The organism is Pseudomonas sp. MF6394, assembly GCF_002018845.1.
Lineage (GTDB): Bacteria > Pseudomonadota > Gammaproteobacteria > Pseudomonadales > Pseudomonadaceae > Aquipseudomonas > Aquipseudomonas lactis.
Genome location: NZ_MVOJ01000008.1, coordinates 112250 through 133728 on the forward strand (window position 1 = coordinate 112250; position 21479 = coordinate 133728).

Below are 21479 nucleotides of genomic sequence, written 5' to 3' on the forward strand. Positions count from 1 at the left end.
TGTGATGCTTATTGCACAGTGCATGACGGTCATTTCGCATCTAGTGGCATACTCCCAAGCGTCTCTTCCCCCTGGCTACGAGGCTCTATGCACTCGGAACATTTCGACTTATCCAGCCCTGTTTTCTTGCCGATCACGGAGCAAACCTGCGCGGGTTTGTTGGGCAGCGAGGGTTTCGATGCGCTTGTAGCCCTGAGTGAGCCGCAATTGGCGGCGGTGCTGGTGATCCAGAACCTGGCGCAGGTGCCGGAAAGCGACCTGAGCGCCAGCGGTGCGGAAAAAGTGTTGGCCAAGCTGATTGACTGGGCAGTAGATGCCAGCCATTCGGCCAGTGTGTCCCTGCTCTCTGAAGCGCAGCGGCTGTTTGATCAGAGGAAGTTGTACTTCGGCCTCAATGTGGTCAAAAGCTTGAAGCTGCGCTTTCTGCTGGAGGAGGAAGTACAGGCGCGGGACTATCTGTTGCCCAGTGGCAAATGGGACGTCGAGTATAAAGTCCGCCACCTCAAGGCCAATGACCCGTTCAGCCAGCAGGCGATCACGCCCAGGCACCGCGAGCGCTGGTTGAGCGCCGAGCAGGACAAGCTGCTCAGAACCTTCCGCGCCAACCTGAACGAAGACCTGCACGTGCAAGGCTACGCCGGCATTGGCAAGAGTCACCTGCTGGTGGCCTTGCTGGAGCACCTGCGCCCGGAAAAGACCTTGTTGCTGGCGCGTACCCCGGCAAAACTCGAAACCCTGCGTGCCCGCATGGTGGGTGTACGGGAGCGTAAGGCCGGGCATACCTTCCAGGGCTTTGCCCATGCCCTGTTGCATGGCCCCAGGCCACAGCCGCTGAATACACCGGCGAGGGTGCCGACCAAACAGGCGCTCGCTCAAGAACTGAATATCTTTGGTTTTCGCCGCCTGGAAGGGCAGGCGGTGGTGGAGGTGTGCCTCAAGGTGCTTGAAGCCTACTGCCGCTCTTGGGAGTACAGCCTGTCGGCCCAGCATTTGCCGCATTTCAAGCAACCGCTCGCCGGCGTCGATGCCAGGGTGCTGCTCGAATATTCCAGCCGGTTGTGGGGCTACCTTGAGGCGAACCCGGCCTGGGGCCGCCACACCGGGTTTGAAGCCTTGTTGATGATCAAACGCGCGAGCCTGGCAGGCTGCGTGGTGCCCGAGCGCTATACCCATGTGCTGATCGATGAGAGCCAGGATATTCCGGCGCCGCTGCTGCAAATCATCGAGCGCGGCCGCCAGGTGCTGATCACCCTGGGGGATGAGTATCAGCAGGCCAGCGGCGGCGTGGTCAAGCGCGCCCGTGAGGTTCGCCATACCGACGTGTGCTACTCCGTGCGTTCCGGGCGCAATGTCGAGCGCCTGGTCAACCCATTGATCAGCTTGCACTCGGAAAAAACCAAATCGCTTTTCGAGGGCGCCCGCGATGCCGACGTGGGTATTGAGTTTTACCCCCAGGGTTTTGTGCCCCCGCAAGGTTGCGTGGTGTTGACCGCCTCCCATTGGGACACCATGCAGTGGGCGATCCAACTGAGCCACGCCCGTTGTGCGTTCGGCCTGGCGAGCAAAGAGGCCCAGCAGTCGCTCAAGCACTTCATGGACACGGTCATCGCGTTGTTCAAACCCGATTTCTATAGCAATGAGTTCAATGACCTCGGCCCCCATCCGTTTTTCAGCGATATGGCCGATTGGCAGCAGGTGCGCGAAGCCTGCCAGTTCGATGAGGCGTTTGTGTGGGTCGAGGCCGAGCTGGAAAAAGGCTTCAACGTGGCGGATGTCACGCGGTTGAACCGGTTGAGCGGCCATCCGGACGAGCGCGTCCTGCTGATGCTGGCGCAGGACGCGGGCGGCATGGAGTTCGACCGAGTACTGCTCACCCCGGAACTGTTGACCAATGTGAAGTTCCAGGACGCCTACGCGTTCGATCAACGACTCTGCGCGGTGTATATCGCGATTTCACGGGCCAGGGTGCAGTTGTATCTGCCCTACGATGTGGTCGAGTGGCTCGACTACCACAAGTATCAAAAGACCCGTGAATCCCACGGTTACTAAGCAATTTAATCCGGATGTTTCACAACTTTCATAAAGCCCTCTGGACAACCCGCAGACCGCCTTGTTAGCTTGCGCCGGCCACTTGTTTCAGAGTATGACAAGGGCATGGATTTGATATTGAAGTGCTATCACTTCTTTCACTCACAAGGATGTCTGTCATGAAAAGCCTGCAAGGGTTGCCTCGTCTTATCAGTGCTCCGGTAGGGACGCCCGGCAAAGCCCGCAACTTGCCCGCCGATGTTCAGTGCATCCAGTATTTATTCAATTTGATCATTCCCAAGATGGGGTTTGCCTTGCTCGAAAACGGCAAGTGCGACGGCCAGTTGGTGCAGTGCATCAGCCAGTATCAGTTTCGCCATCTCAAGTACGCCCATCCCGATGGCGTGATCGACCCCACCGGGCGCACGTTCAACAGTCTGATCGAAGAGGCACTGAAGGTGCCGGTGCGGGCTTTTCCCACTACGCGCATTCCGACGTTTCTCAATATCTTTGGCAATAACAACGTCGATGCGGTGCAGGCCACGGTCAATGTGTACCTGGACCGCGTGCGTGCGGTCATCGAGGCTGAGCGGCGTAACCGGCAGTTGATGATGCAGTCCACCTGCGACGGCGGGACAACCTTGAGCGATACGGATTTCCAGAATGCCGCCAAGCTATTGGGCAACGGCATTTCGGTGAATGTGGTCAAGGCGTTCGCCACGGTGGAGTCGGGCGGGAAGGTGGGTTTCGGGCCCGCCAAGTTGCCGATCATCGCCTTTGAAGGGCACCACTTTCGCAAGTACACCAAGCACATCTACGACCAGTCGCAGCCGCTGCTGTCGTATGTCTACAAGAAAAAAGCCGGCCCGCAATGGCAGACGAACAACAAGGATCAGGTCAAGGCCTGGGAGACCATGGCCACTGCCTTTGCGCTGGACCAGGAAGCCGCGCTGATGTCGGCCTCCTGGGGCATGTTTCAGATCATGGGGTTCAATTTTGCGGCGTGCGGATTCAAGACCGTGTTTGAGTTCGTGGCGTCATTGAAGATCAATGCCGGTAACCAACTCAAGGCCTATCTCAGCCTCTGCAGCCACAACTCGGCATTGTTGAGCGCGATGAAAAACAAGGATTTCACCGCCATGGCGCGTAACTATAACGGCGATGATTACGGCAACTATGACGTCCTGATGAAACAAGCCTACGAAGCCTTTGAAGGGAAGAAATAAGATGATTCGTTATCTGGCGATGGGAGTGTTGTCGTGGTGCGCCGTGGCGCCCGCGTTGGCCGGCTCGGCGGCGTTGCATTCAGGTAAATATGAAGGGCTGATGCTGGCGGTGACGCCTGGGCATCAGGTCGAGGGGTTCTATCAGGAATCGATGGGCGAGGGTGTGGCCCGTGGCTGCACGTTCTACCTCCAAGGCAAGCCAGAGGCGCTCACCACCTGGCTGGACGCTGCCTACCCAGGCAGTGTGGCCGCGGCGCCCGACGGGGTGACCCTGACGGTGGAGCAGGGCCGCCAGCACCCTGGCTGCATCAATGTGCTGATGCCGGAAATCGCTACCGGCCTGGAGTTGAGCCAGACCGCCAGCAAGCAATGGATCGGCTTGGTGACGGTGTCTGCCGACAAGGCTTACCTGCTGAAAACGCCGGGCGCCAAAGCGGCAAAGCGGCCCTACATCGTCAAGCATGACGTGGTGGGCGTACTGGCATTCAAGGACGGCTGGGCGCAGGTGGAATTTATCAACGCTGACGACCGTTCGTTCACGGGCTGGATCAGCCAGGGCCAGTACGCACGGTTGGCCGCGCCCAAGCCCTGAATTGTAGGAGCGAGCTTGCTCGCGAAAAACCTCAACGATAACGCGTGCTTTCTGAATAAACGCGGCGCCTGTGAGTTTTTCGCGAGCAAGCTCGCTCCTACATTAGGGTTATTAGGGCGAGTCAGCCGAAGGTCTCGCGCAGTAGCCCGGCAAACGCATCTCGCGCCAGGTGCCGCTGGGTGTCCGTGTGCCAGAACAACAGGTTGTCCACGGGCGCCAGTGCTTCAAAGCGATACGACGCCAGCTGATTGGCCTGCTCATAGCGCGCCAGGATCCCCTCGGGTGCCAACGCCACGCCAATCCCCGCACTGACGCATCCGATGATCGTGCCCCAACTGGCATAGCTGGCGATCGCAGGCTTGACGTCGTGGGGCTTGAGCCAGTTTTCCAGGGCGGCGCGATAAGGGCAGCCCGGCGGCCATACCAGCAATGTACGGCCGGCCAAGTCCTCGGCGCTGTTGATAGGTGCGCTGCACGCGCTGGCGATCAGCACCAGGCGTTCACTGTAGACCACGCTCTGTTCCAGCTTCGTGCGTTTGCCGCCGGCGGCCACCAGTGCCACATCCAGGCGGTGGTGTTGCAGGTCGTCCAGCAGTTGCGCCCAGGCACCGGTGACCAGTTCCAGGCTGACATCGGGATAACGCCGGTGGTATTCCGCCAGCAATGGCGGCAGGCGCCCGCTGGCACTGGATTCCACCGCACCGATGCGCAAGGTGCCACGGGGAATGGCGTTGGCATCCACCGCGCGTTTGGATTCATCCACCAGCGCCAGGATACGTTCGCAGTAATCCAGGAAGATCTCTCCCGCAGCGCTGATCGCCAGCCCTCGGCCAGCACGGATAAACAACGGCGTGCCCAACTCGCTTTCCAGCTGCTTGATGCGCGTGGTGATGTTGGACGGCACGCAGTGCAATTGCAGCGCAGCCTGGGCCACGCTGCCGGTTTGCGCCACGGCTCGCACCATTTTCAGTTGGGCCAGTTCCATTGCTCAGTTCCAGTGATTTCAGAAGTCAGAAACGCTTAATTGTCCTATGCCTGGCGTGGGCCAAGACTGGCAGCATTCCTTTTGCGTGGATGCTGTCGATGAATACTCCGTCACCTCTAAAGCTTACGCTAGTCATTGCCAGCGTTATCCTCTGTTGGGCGTATTCGCCGATCGGCGTGCACATGGGGCTGCACAGTTATAGCCCCGGCCAATTGGCGCTGCTGCGGTTTCTGATCGCGTCGGTATTCATGGGCGGTGTGGCCTGGGTGGTGGGCATTGGACGGCCACCGTTGCGCGACGTGCCGTGGCTGTTGGTGCTGGGCTTTTTCGGGGTGTTCCTGCACCACACCAGTCTCAACTATGGGCAACAATGGGTGACGGCGGCAGCGTCGAGTGTGTTGGCGCAGTCGGCGCCGTTGTTCAGTGTGTTGATCGCGTTTTTGTGCTTGAAAGAGCGGGTCAGCGCCTGGCGCTGGGGCTGCGTGCTGTTGGGGTTGGCCGGAGTAGTGGTGGTGATCTGGGGCGACCGGGGCATAGGCGATATCAACCCACGGGGTTTGCTGATCTTGTTGGCAGCCTGCTCATGGAGTGTGTACTTCGCCATCCAGCGGCGTCATGCCCAGCGCTACAGCCCGTTGACCATGGCGTGCTACATGGTGTGGTCTGGCACCCTGATGCTGTGCGTGAACCTGCCGGGCCTGCCCGTCGCCATCGTGCAGGCACCGATGGTGGAGAATCTTGCCGTGCTGGTGCTGGGTATTTTCCCCAGTGCCTTGGCCTATCTGGCCTGGGGTTACGTGTTGAAGCACGTCGAGGTCAGTCGTGCGTCGGTGGCGATGTACCTGATTCCACCGGTTGCCATGCTGATGGCCGCCACGCTGCTTGGCGAACACGTCACCCTGCAGGTGATGCTGGGCGCAGTGATCGTGCTGGCAAGTGTCGCCGCTATCAGTCTGGAAGGGCGTTGGCGCTCCAAGGTGCCAGCAAATCGCCCGCAGGTGCCCTCCGGGAGGCCAATTGAACAAGCTTCGTCAGATTAGACGAGCGTGCCGGATGCAATTTCCCCCTTGCTCCGCTAGCATTACCGGCTTCCGCTTCCCAGTTGCGACGGTTTTCGATGAGTTATCAGGTTCTTGCACGTAAATGGCGCCCGCGCTCGTTCCGCGAAATGGTCGGCCAGACCCATGTGCTCAAGGCTCTGATCAATGCCTTGGACAGCCAACGGCTGCACCACGCCTACCTGTTCACCGGTACACGCGGGGTGGGCAAGACCACGATTGCGCGCATCATCGCCAAGTGCCTGAATTGTGAAACCGGTATCACCTCGACGCCTTGTGGCACCTGTTCGGTGTGCCGTGAGATCGACGAAGGGCGTTTCGTCGACCTGATCGAGATCGACGCCGCGAGCCGTACCAAGGTCGAAGACACCCGCGAGCTGCTGGACAACGTGCAGTACGCGCCGAGCCGTGGCCGCTTCAAGGTCTACCTGATCGACGAAGTGCACATGCTGTCCAGCCACTCCTTCAACGCCTTGTTGAAAACCCTGGAAGAGCCGCCGCCCTACGTCAAGTTCATCCTGGCCACCACCGACCCGCAGAAACTTCCGGCAACGATTTTGTCGCGGTGCCTGCAGTTCTCCCTGAAAAACATGACCCCCGAGCGTGTGGTCGAGCATTTGACCCATGTACTGGGCGTCGAGAACGTACCGTTCGAAGACGACGCGCTGTGGTTGCTGGGCCGCGCCGCCGACGGTTCGATGCGCGATGCCATGAGCCTCACCGACCAGGCCATCGCGTTTGGTGAAGGCAAGGTCATGGCCGCCGACGTGCGCGCCATGCTCGGTACCCTGGACCACGGCCAGGTGTTCGACGTGCTGCACGCGCTGATCGAGGGTGACGCCAAGGCGTTGCTCGAGGCCGTGCGCCACCTGTCGGAGCAAGGCCCAGACTGGAACGGTGTGCTCTCGGAAATTCTCAACGTATTGCACCGCGTCGCCATCGCCCAGGCGCTGCCGGAAGGCGTGGACAACGGCCATGGCGACCGTGATCGCGTATTGGCCCTTGCCCAAGCCTTGCCGGCCGAAGACGTACAGTTCTACTACCAGATGGGCCTGATCGGCCGCCGCGACCTGCCCCTGGCACCCGACCCGCGGGGTGGCTTTGAAATGGTGCTGCTGCGCATGCTGGCGTTCCGGCCAGCAGATTCGGCAGACGCGCCGAGACAGCCGCTAAAGCCAGTGGGGATCAGCCAGGCCACAGTTGATTCCGCCAAACCCGTGGCTGGCGCGGCCGTTGTTGCGCCAGTGGTTGCTGCGCCTGCGGTTGCTGTGCCTGAGCCGGTTGCGCCGGCACCTGAGCCCGAACCTGCGCCGGTTGCCGTCGCACCGGTGGTCGAGCCCGAGCCGGTCATCGAGCCTGCGCCCGTGGTCGACTTGCCTTGGAATGACCCGATCGAAGCGCAAGTAGAGCCCGAGCAACAACCCGCCGTGGAGCCCGTGCTGGAAACCACCGGCGAGCAGCCCGAGCTGACGCCGATGCCTGCGCCGACTCCGGACAGCGTGGTGCCGGATGCCCCTGAGTGGGTATCGGCCCCGGTTCCCGAGCCGACGGTCGCCCAGGTTGACGCGGCCACCCCAGGCATTGACCTGGACGACGAACCGCCGCTGGACGAAGACTACATCGAGCCGGACATGGATTCGGCCTACAGCTACCTGGACGACTTGGCCAGCGAGCACACCGCCGAACCTGCGCCCGAGCCCGAGGCAGAACCTGCCGCGGCCCCGGCTACCGGCCTGGCCTTGCAATGGCTGGAATTGTTTCCGAAATTGCCGATCTCCGGCATGACCGGCAGTATCGCCGCCAACTGCACCCTGATTTCCATCGAAGGCGACCACTGGCTGCTGCACCTGGACCCGGCCCATAGCGCCTTGTTCAACGCCACCCAGCAGCGCCGGCTCAACGATGCGCTCAACCAGTACCATGGGCGCACGCTGACCATCGCCATCGAGCTGATCAAGCCCGAGCAGGAAACCCCGGCCCAGGCCGCGACCCGTCGGCGCCTTAACCGCCAGCGCGAGGCCGAGGATTCGATCCACGCAGATCCGCTTATCCAACAAATGATGCAACAGTTCGGTGCGGTCGTCCGCCACGATACTATTGAACCTGTCGAAGCCCCGGTGTCCCAAGCGTCATGACTCCGGGCTACTCATTGATCCACGTACTTTTGAGGTGATTCCCATGATGAAAGGTGGCATGGCCGGCCTGATGAAGCAGGCGCAGCAGATGCAGGAAAAAATGGCCAAGATGCAGGAAGAACTGGCCAACGCCGAAGTCACCGGTAAAGCCGGTGGCGATATGGTCAGCGTGGTGATGACCGGTCGTCACGACATCAAGCGTGTCAGCATCGACCCAAGCGTATTGCCGGGCGTGGGTGAAGATGACCTGGAAATGCTCGAAGCGCTGTTCGCCGCAGCCGTCAATGACGCTGTGCGCAAGATCGAAGCCAACAGCCAGGACAAAATGTCCGGCGTGACCGCTGGCATGCAACTGCCACCGGGCATGAAACTGCCGTTCTGATACACGCTTTAGCTAGACTCAAATGCCAGGCATAGCGCCTGGCATTTTTTTGCGCGGTCGAAACATCGAACCCCAAGCCTTCACCGATGGTCTGCACCCTATACCGTTGAAACCACTCACCGATAAAGGAGCCCCGCTGATGCCTCAAGAAATGACGCTCAACCAACGCATCGTTCTGGTCTCACGCCCTCAAGGCGCCCCCACGCCGGAAAACTTTCGCCTGGAACGCGTGAGCCTGCCGGAGCTGGCAGACGGCCAGGTGCTGCTCAAGACGCTGTACCTGTCTTTGGACCCCTACATGCGTGGACGCATGAGTGACGCGCCGTCCTATGCAGCACCCGTGGAAATCGGCGAGGTGATGACCGGTGGGGCTGTCAGCCGTGTCGAGCAATCGCGCAACCCGAAATTCGAAGTGGGCGACCTGGTGGTCGGCGCCACTGGCTGGCAAAGCCACTGTATTTGCGAAGGCCAAAACCTGATCCCGCTGCCCAAGGGCCTGCCGAGCCCGTCGATGGCCTTGGGCGTACTGGGAATGCCGGGCATGACCGCCTATATGGGCCTGATGGATATCGGCCAGCCCAAGGCCGGGGAAACCCTGGTGGTGGCGGCTGCGTCTGGCGCGGTGGGGTCGGTGGTGGGCCAGGTGGCCAAGCTCAAGGGCTTGCGCGTGGTGGGCATTGCCGGTGGCGCCGACAAGTGCCGCTATGTGGTGGATGAGTTGGGCTTTGACGCCTGTATCGACCACAAGCGCGAAGATTTTGCCCACGAGCTGGCCCTGGCCTGCTTCAAAGGCGTGGACATCTACTTTGAAAACGTCGGCGGTAAAGTCTTCGATGCCGTGCTGCCCTTGCTCAACCCCAAGGCGCGCGTGCCGCTGTGCGGGTTGATCGCCGGCTATAACGCCCATGAAGCGCCCAGTGGCCCTGACCGTTTGCCGACGCTGCAACGCACTTTGCTTACCAAGCGGGTGCGCATCCAGGGCTTTATCGTGTTCGACGACTATGGCGACCGCCAGCCGGAGTTCCTCAGCGCCATGGCGCCTTGGGTGCGCGAGGGCAAGATCAAGTTCCGCGAGGCCGTGGTCGATGGCCTGGAGCAGGCGCCCGAAGCCTTTATCGGCCTGCTCGAAGGGCGCAACTTCGGCAAGTTGGTGGTGCGCGTCGCGCAGGATTGAGTATTTGACGCTAATCCGGGGCGCGGGTATAAACCGCGTCTCGTTGTTTTGTCGGACCCTTCGCCCATGAGCTTCAGCCCCCTGATTCGCCAACTGATCGACGCCTTGCGCACTTTGCCCGGTGTCGGCCAGAAAACTGCCCAGCGCATGGCGCTGCAACTGCTGGAGCGTGATCGCAGCGGCGGCACTCGCCTGGCCCAGGCTCTGAGCCAGGCCATGGAAGGCGTGGGCCACTGCCGCCAGTGCCGTACCCTCACCGAAGAAGAGCTCTGCCCACAATGCGCCGACCCGCGTCGCGACGACACGTTGCTGTGCGTGGTGGAAGGGCCGATGGATGTGTACGCCGTGGAGCAGACCGGTTACCGCGGGCGTTACTTTGTGCTCAAGGGCCACCTGTCGCCGCTCGATGGCCTGGGGCCGGAAGCCATCGGTATTCCACAACTGGTGGCGCGGATCCAAGAGCAGGGCACCTTTACTGAAGTGATCCTGGCAACCAACCCGACGGTGGAAGGTGAAGCCACGGCGCACTACATTGCCCAACTGCTGACCAACAAAGGCTTGATCACTTCGCGGATTGCCCATGGCGTGCCGTTGGGAGGGGAGTTGGAACTGGTGGATGGCGGTACCTTGGCGCACTCGTTCGCAGGCCGCAAGCCGATCGCCCTCTAAAACCCACTGCAATCTGGGACTTCCTAACCCTGTAGGAGCGAGCTTGCTCGCGAAAAACCAATAGGCGCCGCGTTCACGCAGGAAGCACGCGTTATCGTTGACGGTTTTCGCGAGCAAGCTCGCTCCTACCGGGTTAGCGCAGACACATGACTTGATAACCAAGCAAGCGCTTGGTAAGTTCGCTCCATCCCGCCATGGAGCTTGCCGATGTCTGCCTATCAGGAATACTTCGATCCCAGCCACCAATTGGTCCGCGACAGCGTGCGCCGCTTCGTGGAGCGTGAGATGTTGCCCGGCATCGAGCAGTGGGAGGAGGCACAAAGCTTTCCTCGCGAGCTCTACCTCAAGGCCGGTGCGGCGGGGATTCTAGGCATTGGCTACCCCGAAACCCTGGGTGGCAGCCACGAAGGCGATCTGTTCGCCAAGGTCGCTGCCAGCGAAGAACTGATGCGCTGCGGCTCCGGTGGCGTGGTGGCAGGGCTCGGCTCCCTGGATATCGGCCTGCCGCCCATCGTCAAATGGGCCCGGCCCGACGTGCGTGAGCGCATAGCGCCTCTGGTGCTGGCTGGCGAAAAGATCATCGCCCTGGCGGTCACCGAGCCCAGCGGCGGCTCTGATGTGGCCAACCTGCAAACCCGCGCCGTACGGGAAGGCGAGCATTACCGCGTAAGCGGCGCCAAGACCTTTATCACCAGCGGCATTCGCGCTGACTTCTACACCGTAGCCGTGCGCACGGGCGGGCCGGGCTTTGGCGGCATCAGCTTGCTGCTGATCGAAAAAGACACCCCGGGTTTCACCGTCGGCCAGCCACTGAAGAAGATGGGCTGGTGGGCATCGGACACCGCCGAGTTGTTCTTCGACGATTGCCGCGTGCCTGTGGGCAACCTTATCGGTGTCGAGAACATGGGCTTTGCCTGCATCATGGGCAACTTCCAGAGTGAACGTCTGGCCTTGGCGCTGATGGCCAACATGACTGCACAGCTGGCCCTGGAGGAAAGCCTTCAGTGGGCCGCCCAGCGTGAAGCATTCGGCAAACCTATCGGCAAATTCCAGGTGCTCAAGCATCGCCTGGCGGAAATGGCTACCGCCGTGGAAGTTTCCCGCGAGTTCACCTATCGCCAGGCCGCGAAAATGGCCGCTGGCAAGAGCGTGATCAAAGAGATTTCCATGGCCAAGAACCTCGCCACCGATACCGCCGATCGAGTGACGTATGACGCGGTGCAGATCCTGGGCGGGCAGGGGTATATGCGGGGCAGTCTGGTGGAGCGGCTGTATCGTGATAACCGGATTCTGTCGATTGGTGGCGGGACGCGTGAAGTGATGAATGAAATCATCAGTAAGCAGATGGGGCTTTGATTTTTAATGGTGTTCTTTCGAGTGCCTTCGCGAGCAAGCCCGCTCCCACATGTGGAATGCATTTCAAATGTGGGAGCGGGCTTGCTCGCGATGGCGGCAGTATTGACGACCCTTATCTTTCAGTCAGCCCAAACTGCGTCAGACAAAACGTCGGAATGCCCATGTCTGCCAACCGCTGCGAGCCACCCAGCTCCGGCAAATCGATAATCGCCGCCGCTTCAAAGATCTTTGCCCCCATGCGCCGCACCAGGTTCGCCGCCGCAATCAGGGTGCCGCCGGTGGCGATCAGGTCATCGAACATCAGTACGGAGTCGCCTTCGCACAGGCTGTCGGCGTGCACTTCCAGGAAGGCTTCGCCGTACTCGGTCTGGTAACCCTCGGCCAGCACGTCCGCCGGCAGCTTGCCTTGCTTGCGAAACAGGATCAGCGGCTTGTTGAGCTGGTAAGCGATGATCGAGCCGATCAGGAAGCCACGGGCATCCATCGCACCAATATGGGTGAAGTCGGCTTCGACATAGCGTTGGGCAAAGCTGTCGGCCACCAGGCGCAGGGCGCGGGGCGATTGGAACAGCGGCGTGATGTCACGGAAGATCACCCCAGGCTTGGGGAAGTCGATGACGGGGCGAATCAGGGATTTGATGTCGAACGAATCAAAGGTCATCGTCGAGGAGTCCAGAGCGGAAAACGGACTCGAAGTATACCTGCGGCCTCACCGATTGGCGCGGCCGCAGCCTGGATTAGACCTCCAGAGAACCGCCAGCCAAGGCACACAGCTGGATCGGGTCGAGGATATGCACCTCTTTACCTTCTGCGGCAATCAACTGGTTCTGCTGGAAACGGGTAAACACGCGGGACACGGTCTCCACCGCCAGGCCCAGGTAATTACCGATTTCATTACGCGACATGCTCAGGCGGAACTGGTTGGCCGAGAACCCACGGGCACGGAAGCGCGCCGACAGGTTGACCAGGAACGTGGCGATGCGCTCATCGGCGGTTTTCTTCGACAGCAGCAGCATCATTTGCTGGTCGTCACGAATCTCGCGGCTCATCACGCGCATCAACTGGCGGCGCAACTGCGGCAGTTGCAGGGCCAATTCATCCAGGCGCTCGAAAGGAATTTCGCACACCGACGTGGTTTCCAGGGCCTGGGCCGACACCGGGTGAATCTCGGTGTCCATCCCCGACAGCCCGACCAGCTCGCTGGGCAGGTGGAAACCGGTGATTTGCTCTTCGCCGCCGTCGCTGAGGCTGAAGGTCTTCAACGCGCCCGAGCGTACTGCATAGACGGAATCAAACTTGTCGCCCTGGCGAAACAGAAACTCGCCTTTTTTCAGCGGGCGGCCGCGTTTGACGATGTCGTCCAGCGCATCCATGTCTTCCAGATTCAATGAAAGTGGCAGGCAGAGGGGGGCCAGGCTGCAATCCTTGCAATGGGCCTGGCTGTGAGCGCGCAGTTTGACTGGCTCGGACATTTCTTAAATCCTTGTGGGAAAACACACATAAGACGTAAGGGTAACGCACTGAGGGGCACGGAGGCCAGCGTGTACAAAAACCTGTCGCGAGGTAAAGATTTGCCCGAAACGGCCGATAGCACTGCCATCGAATACCAACACGGTGGCTCAGACCATGTTATCCCTCAGTACTCAACTGGCTTCACGCACCCAGATCCAGGCACTGCCCGAAACCAAGAAGGCGGCCGCGACCGATGCTGCTGCGGTTGCGCCGACGGATGAAGCCAAGCCTGCGGTGTCAGTGACCATTTCCGGCGCTGCGATGAAAGCGGCGGCGGCTGAGAAAACCTCAAACAGTGATATCGACGACAGTGGCTTGGCGGACAACGTCAAGAACCTGCTGAAGATGATCCGTGAGATTAAAAAGCAAATTGCCGAGAAACAGGCCGAGATGGCTGCGGTGATGGCCGACAAGACCCTCAGCCCGGAACAGGCCCGCGCCCGACTCTCTGGCCTGCAATCGGCCTTGAGTGGGCTGCAAGCCAGCCTGACCAGCGCCCAGGCATCCCTTGCCAAGGCCATGAAAGACATGAGCGCCGGTGATGCGGTCAAGGCCGCCAGCCTGGCCATGAAGTAAAGGCCTTCAGATAACCCGCGAAAACCGCTGCCTGTTCTGGTGCTCCAGGTAGGCATCGAACACCATGCACACCGAGCGCACCAGCAAGCGCCCGGCCGGCAGTACGCGAATTCTCTGGGCGTCCAATTCGATCAAGCCATCATCAGCCATGGTCTGCAATTGCGGCCATAACTCGGCAAAGTAGCCGCGAAAATCGATGTTGTACGCTTGTTCGATCGCCTCGAAGCCCAGGCTGAAATTGCAGATCAATTGCGAAATCACCTCCCTTCGCAGACGGTCGTCCGTTGTGCACACCAAACCACGGCTGGTCGCCAACTGCGCGCCCGCCAAAGCGTTCTGATACTGGTTCAGGTCACTGCTGTTCTGGCAATACAGGTCGCCGATCTGGCTGATCGCCGACACCCCCAGCCCAATCAGGTCGCAGTGCCCGTGGGTGGTGTAACCCTGGAAGTTGCGCTGCAGCTTGCCTTCTTCCTGGGCCACCGCCAGTTCGTCGTCGGGCAGGGCAAAGTGGTCCATGCCGATGTAGCGGTAACCGGCCTGGGTCAGTTGTTCGATGGTGGTTTGCAGCATCAACAGTTTTTCTGCCGGCGAGGGCAGGTCGTCGGTGTTGATCCGCCGCTGGGGCATGAAGCGTTCCGGCAGGTGCGCGTAGTTGAACACCGACAGGCGGTCAGGCTGCAAGCGGATGACTTCTTCCACGGTGCGCGCAAAGTTCAACGGCGACTGCTTGGGCAGGCCGTAGATCAGGTCGATATTGATCGAGCGAAATTGCAAGGTGCGCGCTGCATCGATCACGGCGCGGGTTTCCTCCAGGCTTTGCAGGCGATTGACCGCCCGTTGCACCTCGGGGTCGAGGTCTTGCAGGCCGATGCTCACGCGGTTGAAGCCCAGTTCGCGCAGCAGGCCCATGGTGGCCCAGTCGGCTTCGCGCGGGTCGATTTCGATGCCGTAGTCGCCCGAATCGTCATCCAGTAAATTGAAATGCTGGCGCAGGCATTTCATCACCTGGCGCAGTTCATCGTGGCTGAGAAAGGTTGGCGTACCGCCGCCGAAGTGCAACTGTTCCACGGGCTGCTGCGGGTCGAGGTGGCAGGCCACCAATTGGATTTCCTGCTCCAGGCGCTGCAGGTAGGCCTGGGCGCGGCCACGGTCCTTGGTGATCACCTTGTTGCAGGCGCAGTAGTAACAAATGTTGGCGCAGAACGGCACGTGCACATACAACGACAGTGGCCGCACGGCCTTGCGGCTGTCACGCAGGGCGTGGAGCAGGTCGAAGGTGCCGACCTGGCTGTCAAATTGTACGGCGGTGGGGTAGGACGTGTAGCGCGGCCCCGCCAAGTCGTAGCGGTGAATCAGATCTGTGTCCCAACGAATGGCGTCGAGCATGCGGGCGGTCCCCCGGATTGGCTAGTGGGCCGAGTCTAGGGGCAGGGCGGTGCGGGCATCTTGATTTGCATCAACGGGGAGCGGCGCTATGCCACAGGGCCTGTTAATGCCCCATTAGCCAGTGCTGATGGGGCCCGGGCAAGGTCCAGAGACCGAAGATCATCACCAGCACGCCACCGGCCACCCGCACGCTGCGCTTGCGCAACAACGCTGTCACCCGTTCGGCGGCCAGCCCGGTGGCCAACAGCACCGGCCAGGTGCCCAGCCCGAACGCCAGCATCAGTAAGGCACTGTCCAGCGCATTGCCCTGGCTCGCCGCCCATAGCAGGGTGCTGTAGACGAGCCCGCACGGCAACCAGCCCCACAGCGCGCCCAGCAGCAAGGCTCGCGGCAGGCTGGACACCGGCAGCAAACGGTTGGCCACCGGCTGCAGATGCCGCCACAGGCCGCGCCCCAGGCTCTCGATACGGGTGAGGCCGCTCCACCATCCGGCCAGGTACAGGCCCATACAGATCAGCAGCAACCCGGCCAGCACACGCATGAACATCGCCGCCGGGCTGTTGGCCACCGCCCAGCCGGCCAGGCCGATCAATAAGCCGGCGGTGGCATAGCTGAGGATGCGCCCCAGGTTGTATGCCAGCAGCAGGCGAAAACGGCGGCTGCGCTGTTCCTTGGGGATCGCCAGGGTCAGCGCGCCCATCAGTCCGCCGCACATGCCCAGGCAATGGCCGCCGCCGAGCAGGCCGAGGATCAGCGCCGAGACCAGCAAAGGCGCCAGCTCAAGCATGAGGGGGCTCTTTGGGCGGTTGCTCGGGGCTGTTGGCTTCGTCGATGGCGGCCAGGTGGTTCGGGTCCTGGTCGTCGAACAACACGCTGTGTGCCGGGCCATCGAGGTCTTCGTACTGGCCGCTGTCCACGGCCCAGAAGAAGATGTAGATGGCCACGCCCACTAACAGCAGTGCCGCAGGAATCATCACGTAGAGAGCTGGCATCTGTACTCCATGCCCACGCGGCTCAGGCCGGCAGCGGGCGGGTTACTGGGGCGGTGCCCGAGGCTTGCGCGCTCGGCAGGCGAGTGAGGCGCAACGCGTTGAGCACCACGGTCAACGAACTGAGGGACATGCCGATCGCCGCCCAGATCGGAGTGATCCAACCCAGGGCCGCAAACGGCAGCATAAGCCCATTGTACAACCCGGCCCACAACAGGTTCTCGATGATCACCCGGCGAGTACGCCGCGCCAGGCTGAAGGCCTGCACCAGCGCATCCAGGCGGTTGGACAACAGCACCGCATCGGCGCTGGTTTTCGCCAGGTCCGTGGCCGAGCCCATCGCCACGCTGATATCAGCGGCGGCCAGCACCGGCACATCATTGACTCCATCGCCCAGCATCAGCACTTTGCGACCTTCCTTGTGCAGGGTTTGCAGCACCTGCAGCTTATCGTCAGGGCGCAGGCTGCCGTGGGCTTCGTCGATACCCAGCTCAGAGGCGACACTGGCCACCATCGGCGAGCTGTCGCCGGAGAGCAGCAGCGTGCGCCAGCCCCGCGCCTTGCAGGCGGCGAGCAAGGCGGGGGCGTCGCTGCGCAGGCGGTCATCCAGTACGAACCAGGCCAGGGCGCCGCTGCGGTCGCCCAGCAGCAGCCATTGCCCGGCCTCGTCCGGTGAGGCGGGAATCGCGCAGCCACTGAGTTCACAGACAAAACCCGGCTGGCCGATGCGCAACAGACGTTCGCCCACACGACCTTCCAGGCCCAGGCCTGGGGTGCTCAGCACTTCATCGGCGGCCAGCGGCGCGCGGCCGAAGGCACGGGCAATCGGGTGTTCGGAACGGTTCTCCAGGGCGGCAGCGAGGCCCAGGCATTGGTCGCTGTCCAGCGCACTCAAGGGCCGAATGGCGCGCAACGCCAGGCGCCCTTCGGTGAGGGTGCCGGTCTTGTCGAAAATCACCGTATCAATCTGGTTCAGGCCCTCGAGCACATGGCCGCGGGTCAGCAGCAACCCAAGGCTGTGCAAGGTGCCGGTGGCGGCGGTGAGCGCGGTGGGCGTGGCCAGGGACAGCGCGCACGGGCAGGTCGCCACCAGCATCGCCAGTACAATCCAGAACGCCCGCGACGGGTCCAGCTCCCACCACAGCAAGCCGATCAGCGCGGCGGCGATCAGCGAGCACAACAAGAACCACTGCGCAGCGCGGTCGGCGATCTGTGCCAGGCGCGGCTTCTCGGCCTGGGCGCGCTCCAGTAGGCGCACGATGGCAGACAAGCGCGTGTCATGGCCCAATGCGCGCACTTGGACGGTCAGCGCGCCCTCGACATTCAGCGTGCCGGCCGTGACGTTGTCGCCCGTGCGCCGAGGTTGCGGCAGGTACTCGCCGGTCAGCAGGGATTCATCGATGCTGGATTGGCCGTCGAGAATTACGCCATCCGCCGGCAGCACCGCACCGGGATGCACCAGCACCCGATCACCCAGCGCCAATTCGCTAAGCAGGATGCGCTCGCTCTGGCCATCGTCTTTGAGTCGTAGGCAGGAGGCGGGCAACAGGTTGACCAGTTGGGCGGTGGCTGCGGCGGTGCGTTCCCGGGCGCGGCGCTCAAGGTAGCGCCCGGCCAGCAGGAACAGGGCAAACATGCCCACGGCATCGAAATACAGTTCGCCCACGCCGGTGATCGCGGTCCAGATGCCGGCCAGGTACGCGCCGCCAATCGCCAGGGACACCGAGACGTCCATGGTCAGGTGGCGCGTGCGCAGGTCACGCAGGGCGCCTTTGAAGAAGGGCGCGCAGCTGTAGAACACGATGGGCGTGGTGAGAAACATCGCCACCCAGCGCAGGATGATGTGCAGCTCCGGGCTCAGGTCGATATTGAATTCCGGCCAGGTGGCCATGGTTGCCATCATGGCCTGGAACCACAGCAAACCAGCGACCCCCAGTTGTCGCAGGGCCAGGCGATTCTCGCTGGCCAATTGTTCGGCGGCGCGGTCGGCCTGGTAAGGGTGGGCGGCGTAACCGATATGGCGCAGCTCGCTGAGCAGTTGGCTCAACGGCAATTGCCCATCGGCCCAGCGCACGTGCAGGCGGTGGTTGGACAGGTTCAATCGCGCTTCGGCCACGGCGGGCAGGCTGCGCAGGTGTTTCTCGATCAACCAGCCGCAGGCGGCGCAACTGATGCCTTCCATCAGCAGGGTGGTTTCGGCCAGCTCGCCTTGATGGCGCACAAAGGGTTTTTGCACATCGGCGCGGTCGTACAGCGCCAGTTCGTCCACCAACTGCACGGGCAGCGCGTCGGGGTTGGCCGAGGCTTCGCTGCGGTGTTGGTAATAGCTTTCCAGCCCGCCGGCCACTATCGCCTCGGCCACGGCCTGGCAGCCCGGGCAGCAGAGTTCACGGCGTTCGCCGAGGATCTGGGCGGTGAACCGACTGCCGGAGGGGACGGGTAGGGCGCAGTGGTAGCAGGGGGTGGTCATGGTTCGAGGTCTTTGGTGGCTGGGAGGGCCTCTTCGCGGGCAAGCCCGCTCCCACAGGGTATCGAGCGGGCTTGCTCGCGAAGCGCGGAGCGCAGGCTGTTTATTTTTTCAGGTCTTCAGCGCCCTGCAACGGTTCGTCACCCAACAGCAAGTCCTTGTCGTGGCTGACCTCTTCTTCTTCGAACAGGCGCCAGGTGTTGCCGCCTTCCACGCCAAGCAGTTCCACGAAACGGCGACCTTCGACCTTGTCGGTGACCTGGCCGATGTAACGACCGGGCTCGCTGTCGCTGCGGGTGAGGTTGATCTTGCGATCCTTCTCTGGCTGGGTCGGGGAGATGAGGTTCAGCTCCAGAGTATTTGGATTGCTGTAGCCAGTCAGTTGCAGCTCGACCTCGCCGGTCAGTTCGTCCAGGTGCAGCTTGCCGCGCAGTTGCAGGGTCTGGGCCAGGCGCTCGCGGTCCAGGGAACGGTTGATGCCTTTGCCGGCCTCGTAGTAGTTGTCGTTGACCAGGTTGTCCGGGTTGTTCACTGCGATGGTCACCATGGACAAGGTCAGGGTCACCGAGCAGGCCAGGATCGCGATGATGATCCAGGGCCAGAGGTGTTTGTACCAAGGGCTGGCGGCAGTAGTTGCGGGCATGCGTAGGTTCCCCGTTAACGGACTTGTGGGCCGATGAATCGGCTCTTGGCTTCAATATGGACGCTGGTGTCATCGGCGTCTTCGAGGATGAAGGTCACCTCGTTGGTGCTCGACGGCAACTGCTCCGGCGCACTCGACAACTCCACTGGCATGCTGACGATATCGCCGGCGGCCACTTTGATTTCGCGACGGCCTTGCAGCTTGAGGTCCGGCAGGCCGGCGGCGTCGAGCACGTAGGTGTGGTCGCGCTGGTCTTTGTTCATGATCTTCAGGCTGTAGACGTTTTCGATGCGCCCTTCGGCGTTTTCGCGGTACAGCACGCGGTCCTTGCTGACGTCGAAACCCACCAGCGAGCGCATGAAGAAGGCGGCCACCAACAGGCTGATCATCGCCAGCAACACCAGGGCGTAACCGATCAGGCGCGGGCGCAGCTTATGGGTTTTCTGCCCCGACAGGTTATGTTCGGTGGTGTAGCTGATCAGTCCGCGTGGGTACTCCATCTTGTCCATGATGTTGTCGCAGGCATCGATACAGGCGGCGCAGCCGATGCATTCGATTTGCAGACCATCGCGGATGTCGATACCGGTAGGGCACACCTGTACGCACATCGTGCAGTCGATGCAGTCGCCCAGGCCCTGGGCCTTGTAGTCGGTACCCTTTTTACGTGGCCCACGCACTTCGCCACGGCGCGGGTCATAGGACACGATCAAGGTGTCCTTGTCGAACATCACGCTCTGGAAGCGCGCATAGGGGCACATGTAGATGCACACCTGCTCGCGCAGCCAGCCGGCGTTGCCGTAGGTGGCGAGGGTGAAGAAACCCACCCAGAAATACGACCAGCCATCGGCCTGGCCAGTGAAGAAATCGAATACCAGTTCGCGGATCGGCGAGAAGTAGCCGACAAAGGTAATGCCGGTGGCAAAGCCAATCAGCAGCCACAGGCTGTGCTTGCTGAACTTGCGCAGAAACTTGTTGGCGCTCATCGGCGCCTTGTCGAGCTTGATGCGCTGGTTGCGGTCGCCTTCGGTGACCTTTTCACACCACATGAAGATCCACGTCCACACGCTTTGCGGGCAGGTATAGCCGCACCACACGCGCCCGGCGTACACGGTGATAAAGAACAGGCCAAATGCCGCGACAATGAGAATGCCCGACAGCAGGATGAAATCCTGGGGCCAGAACGTCGCACCAAAAATAAAGAACTTACGCTCCGGCAGGTTCCACCACACCGCCTGATGACCGCCCCAGTTCAGCCACACGGTGCCGAAGTACAACAGGAACAGAGCGGCACCGCCGACCATGCGCAAGTTGCGGAACAAGCCAGTGAAGGCGCGGGTGTAGATCTTCTCTCTTGAAGCGTAGAGGTCGACGGTTTTGGCAGGCGGGGTAACGTCATGTACCGGTATCTGGTCGCTCATCATTGCATCCCACGGCGGTGGAGATTTGCCTCGGCCAGTACGTGCCAACCGGGGTCAAATTAAGGGTGTTGCAGTGGCCTAATGATACGCCCCCGAGGGTGTGCAAAGGGTGCGACCTTTGGTCGCGTTGGGGGAAATCAATTGATGGTGTACGTGATCTGGATCAATTGACTTGGCAAGTATGGACGGTTTTTGCCAGTAAGCCGGTCATTCGTCCCATGGATTGAGCAGTGGCACGCCACTCGATTTGAAGTCGCTGACGTTGCGCGTGACTACGGTGAGTCCGTGAACCAGCGCGGTTGCGGCAATCAATGCATCGCTTTCGTTGGCCCGGTCGGGTACATGCAAGTGCGCGCAACGCAACGCGACTGCTGCATCGACGGGCAGGATTCTGGCATCGAAGGCGGGCATTACATGACGCTTGAGCCAGGTTCTCAACACCTTCCCCTGAACCGGGTCTCGCCGTTCAATTCGCAGGACTCCGGTTTCCAGTTCCTTCAGCGTGATCGCCGAAATAAACATGCGCGGCGCTACTACGCTTTTTGCCCAAGCCACGACATTTGCATCAGCCTGAGGTTTACGCAGTTCAGAGATCACATTTGTGTCGAGTAGATACATCAAGAAAAGTCCACGGGTCGATGAATGATCACGGCACGTTCGGTTTCGAAGTCGATATCGGCCGCTTCCGGCATCACCAACAGGTCGACAATGTCGGCGTTCAGACCTGTCAGCTTCTGGTACTCCTCAATGCTTAGCAGTACATGGGCAGGCTTGCCGCGATCAGTGATAAAAACCGGCCCTTTGCGGGCGGCTTTTTTGGCACCACTTGTGTCTTGATTGAATTCGCGGCTGGAAATGGTCGTGATGGTCATGGGGTAGG

Annotated in this window: 21 protein-coding genes; 10 read left to right on the forward strand and 11 right to left on the reverse strand. The window is 61.4% G+C overall.

Annotated elements, in window-relative coordinates; genetic code table 11:
• Positions 1-87: 87 nt before the first annotated feature.
• From MF6394_RS11065 to MF6394_RS11075, 3 genes are all read left to right on the forward strand, one after another.
• Positions 88-2049 carry a hypothetical protein gene (locus tag MF6394_RS11065; RefSeq protein ID WP_078466683.1) on the forward strand — a complete coding sequence of 654 codons (1962 nt, stop codon included), beginning with the start codon at positions 88-90 and terminating at the stop codon, positions 2047-2049.
• 158 nt (positions 2050-2207) lie between these two features.
• Positions 2208-3254, forward strand: a complete 1047-nt coding sequence (locus MF6394_RS11070; RefSeq protein WP_047711554.1) for an N-acetylmuramidase family protein — start codon at positions 2208-2210, stop codon at positions 3252-3254.
• A 1-nt stretch (position 3255) separates the two neighbouring features.
• Positions 3256-3846, forward strand: a complete 591-nt coding sequence (locus MF6394_RS11075; RefSeq protein WP_078466684.1) for a hypothetical protein — start codon at positions 3256-3258, stop codon at positions 3844-3846.
• A 121-nt stretch (positions 3847-3967) separates the two neighbouring features.
• On the opposite strand, the gene MF6394_RS11080 is transcribed toward MF6394_RS11075, so the two are convergent.
• On the reverse strand, positions 3968-4831 hold the full coding sequence (locus MF6394_RS11080; RefSeq protein ID WP_003193202.1) for a LysR family transcriptional regulator: 864 nt from the start codon (positions 4829-4831) through the stop codon (positions 3968-3970).
• Between the two features lie 98 nt (positions 4832-4929).
• Between MF6394_RS11080 and MF6394_RS11085 the strand changes: the two genes are divergently transcribed.
• The 6 genes from MF6394_RS11085 to MF6394_RS11110 all read left to right on the forward strand — a co-directional run bounded on the left by MF6394_RS11085 (position 4930) and on the right by MF6394_RS11110 (position 11605).
• Positions 4930-5871, forward strand: coding sequence for a DMT family transporter (locus MF6394_RS11085; protein WP_078466685.1), 942 nt, complete (start codon positions 4930-4932; stop codon positions 5869-5871).
• 77 nt (positions 5872-5948) lie between these two features.
• Complete coding sequence (gene dnaX / locus MF6394_RS11090; protein WP_069557129.1) at positions 5949-8024, forward strand: DNA polymerase III subunit gamma/tau; 2076 nt, start codon at positions 5949-5951, stop codon at positions 8022-8024.
• Between the two features lie 43 nt (positions 8025-8067).
• The gene (locus tag MF6394_RS11095; RefSeq protein WP_003193199.1) at positions 8068-8406 is read left to right on the forward strand and encodes a YbaB/EbfC family nucleoid-associated protein; all 339 of its coding nucleotides are present in this window, start codon (positions 8068-8070) and stop codon (positions 8404-8406) included.
• A gap of 139 nt (positions 8407-8545) precedes the next feature.
• Positions 8546-9580 carry an NADP-dependent oxidoreductase gene (locus MF6394_RS11100; RefSeq protein ID WP_078466686.1) on the forward strand — a complete coding sequence of 345 codons (1035 nt, stop codon included), beginning with the start codon at positions 8546-8548 and terminating at the stop codon, positions 9578-9580.
• 66 nt (positions 9581-9646) lie between these two features.
• Entirely contained in the window at positions 9647-10249 is a 603-nt protein-coding gene (gene recR, locus MF6394_RS11105) for a recombination mediator RecR (RefSeq protein ID WP_032895829.1), read from the forward strand.
• Positions 10250-10456: 207 nt separating this feature from the next.
• On the forward strand, positions 10457-11605 hold the full coding sequence (locus tag MF6394_RS11110) for an acyl-CoA dehydrogenase family protein (protein ID WP_003193193.1): 1149 nt from the start codon (positions 10457-10459) through the stop codon (positions 11603-11605).
• 112 nt (positions 11606-11717) lie between these two features.
• Here the strand turns inward: MF6394_RS11110 and MF6394_RS11115 are convergent, their stop codons facing one another.
• Positions 11718-12266, reverse strand: coding sequence for an adenine phosphoribosyltransferase (locus tag MF6394_RS11115; RefSeq protein ID WP_003193191.1), 549 nt, complete (start codon positions 12264-12266; stop codon positions 11718-11720).
• Positions 12267-12342: 76 nt separating this feature from the next.
• A complete protein-coding gene (gene fnr / locus MF6394_RS11120) occupies positions 12343-13077 on the reverse strand; it encodes a fumarate/nitrate reduction transcriptional regulator Fnr (protein ID WP_005790290.1) in 735 nt (244 codons plus the stop codon).
• A 154-nt stretch (positions 13078-13231) separates the two neighbouring features.
• On the opposite strand from fnr, the gene MF6394_RS11125 reads away from it, so the two are divergent.
• Positions 13232-13693: a hypothetical protein gene (locus MF6394_RS11125; protein WP_044275063.1), complete on the forward strand. Its 462-nt coding sequence runs from the start codon at positions 13232-13234 to the stop codon at positions 13691-13693.
• Positions 13694-13699: 6 nt separating this feature from the next.
• Here the strand turns inward: MF6394_RS11125 and hemN are convergent, their stop codons facing one another.
• From hemN to MF6394_RS11165, 8 genes are all read right to left on the reverse strand, one after another.
• Positions 13700-15082 carry an oxygen-independent coproporphyrinogen III oxidase gene (gene hemN, locus MF6394_RS11130; protein ID WP_078466687.1) on the reverse strand — a complete coding sequence of 461 codons (1383 nt, stop codon included), beginning with the start codon at positions 15080-15082 and terminating at the stop codon, positions 13700-13702.
• A gap of 103 nt (positions 15083-15185) precedes the next feature.
• The gene (locus tag MF6394_RS11135; protein ID WP_032895833.1) at positions 15186-15869 is read right to left on the reverse strand and encodes a sulfite exporter TauE/SafE family protein; all 684 of its coding nucleotides are present in this window, start codon (positions 15867-15869) and stop codon (positions 15186-15188) included.
• Entirely contained in the window at positions 15862-16074 is a 213-nt protein-coding gene (ccoS, locus tag MF6394_RS11140; RefSeq protein ID WP_003193184.1) for a cbb3-type cytochrome oxidase assembly protein CcoS, read from the reverse strand. The genes MF6394_RS11135 and ccoS overlap by 8 nt, the downstream gene beginning before the upstream one ends.
• Positions 16075-16096: 22 nt before the next feature.
• Positions 16097-18541, reverse strand: a complete 2445-nt coding sequence (locus MF6394_RS11145) for a heavy metal translocating P-type ATPase (RefSeq protein ID WP_069557125.1) — start codon at positions 18539-18541, stop codon at positions 16097-16099.
• 100 nt (positions 18542-18641) lie between these two features.
• Positions 18642-19181: a FixH family protein gene (locus tag MF6394_RS11150; RefSeq protein ID WP_014719446.1), complete on the reverse strand. Its 540-nt coding sequence runs from the start codon at positions 19179-19181 to the stop codon at positions 18642-18644.
• 14 nt (positions 19182-19195) lie between these two features.
• Complete coding sequence (ccoG, locus tag MF6394_RS11155; protein ID WP_034128398.1) at positions 19196-20599, reverse strand: cytochrome c oxidase accessory protein CcoG; 1404 nt, start codon at positions 20597-20599, stop codon at positions 19196-19198.
• 207 nt (positions 20600-20806) lie between these two features.
• Entirely contained in the window at positions 20807-21217 is a 411-nt protein-coding gene (locus MF6394_RS11160) for a type II toxin-antitoxin system VapC family toxin (protein WP_032895837.1), read from the reverse strand.
• A complete protein-coding gene (locus tag MF6394_RS11165; protein ID WP_003193175.1) occupies positions 21217-21471 on the reverse strand; it encodes a type II toxin-antitoxin system Phd/YefM family antitoxin in 255 nt (84 codons plus the stop codon). The genes MF6394_RS11160 and MF6394_RS11165 overlap by 1 nt, the downstream gene beginning before the upstream one ends.
• Positions 21472-21479 lie beyond the last annotated feature (8 nt).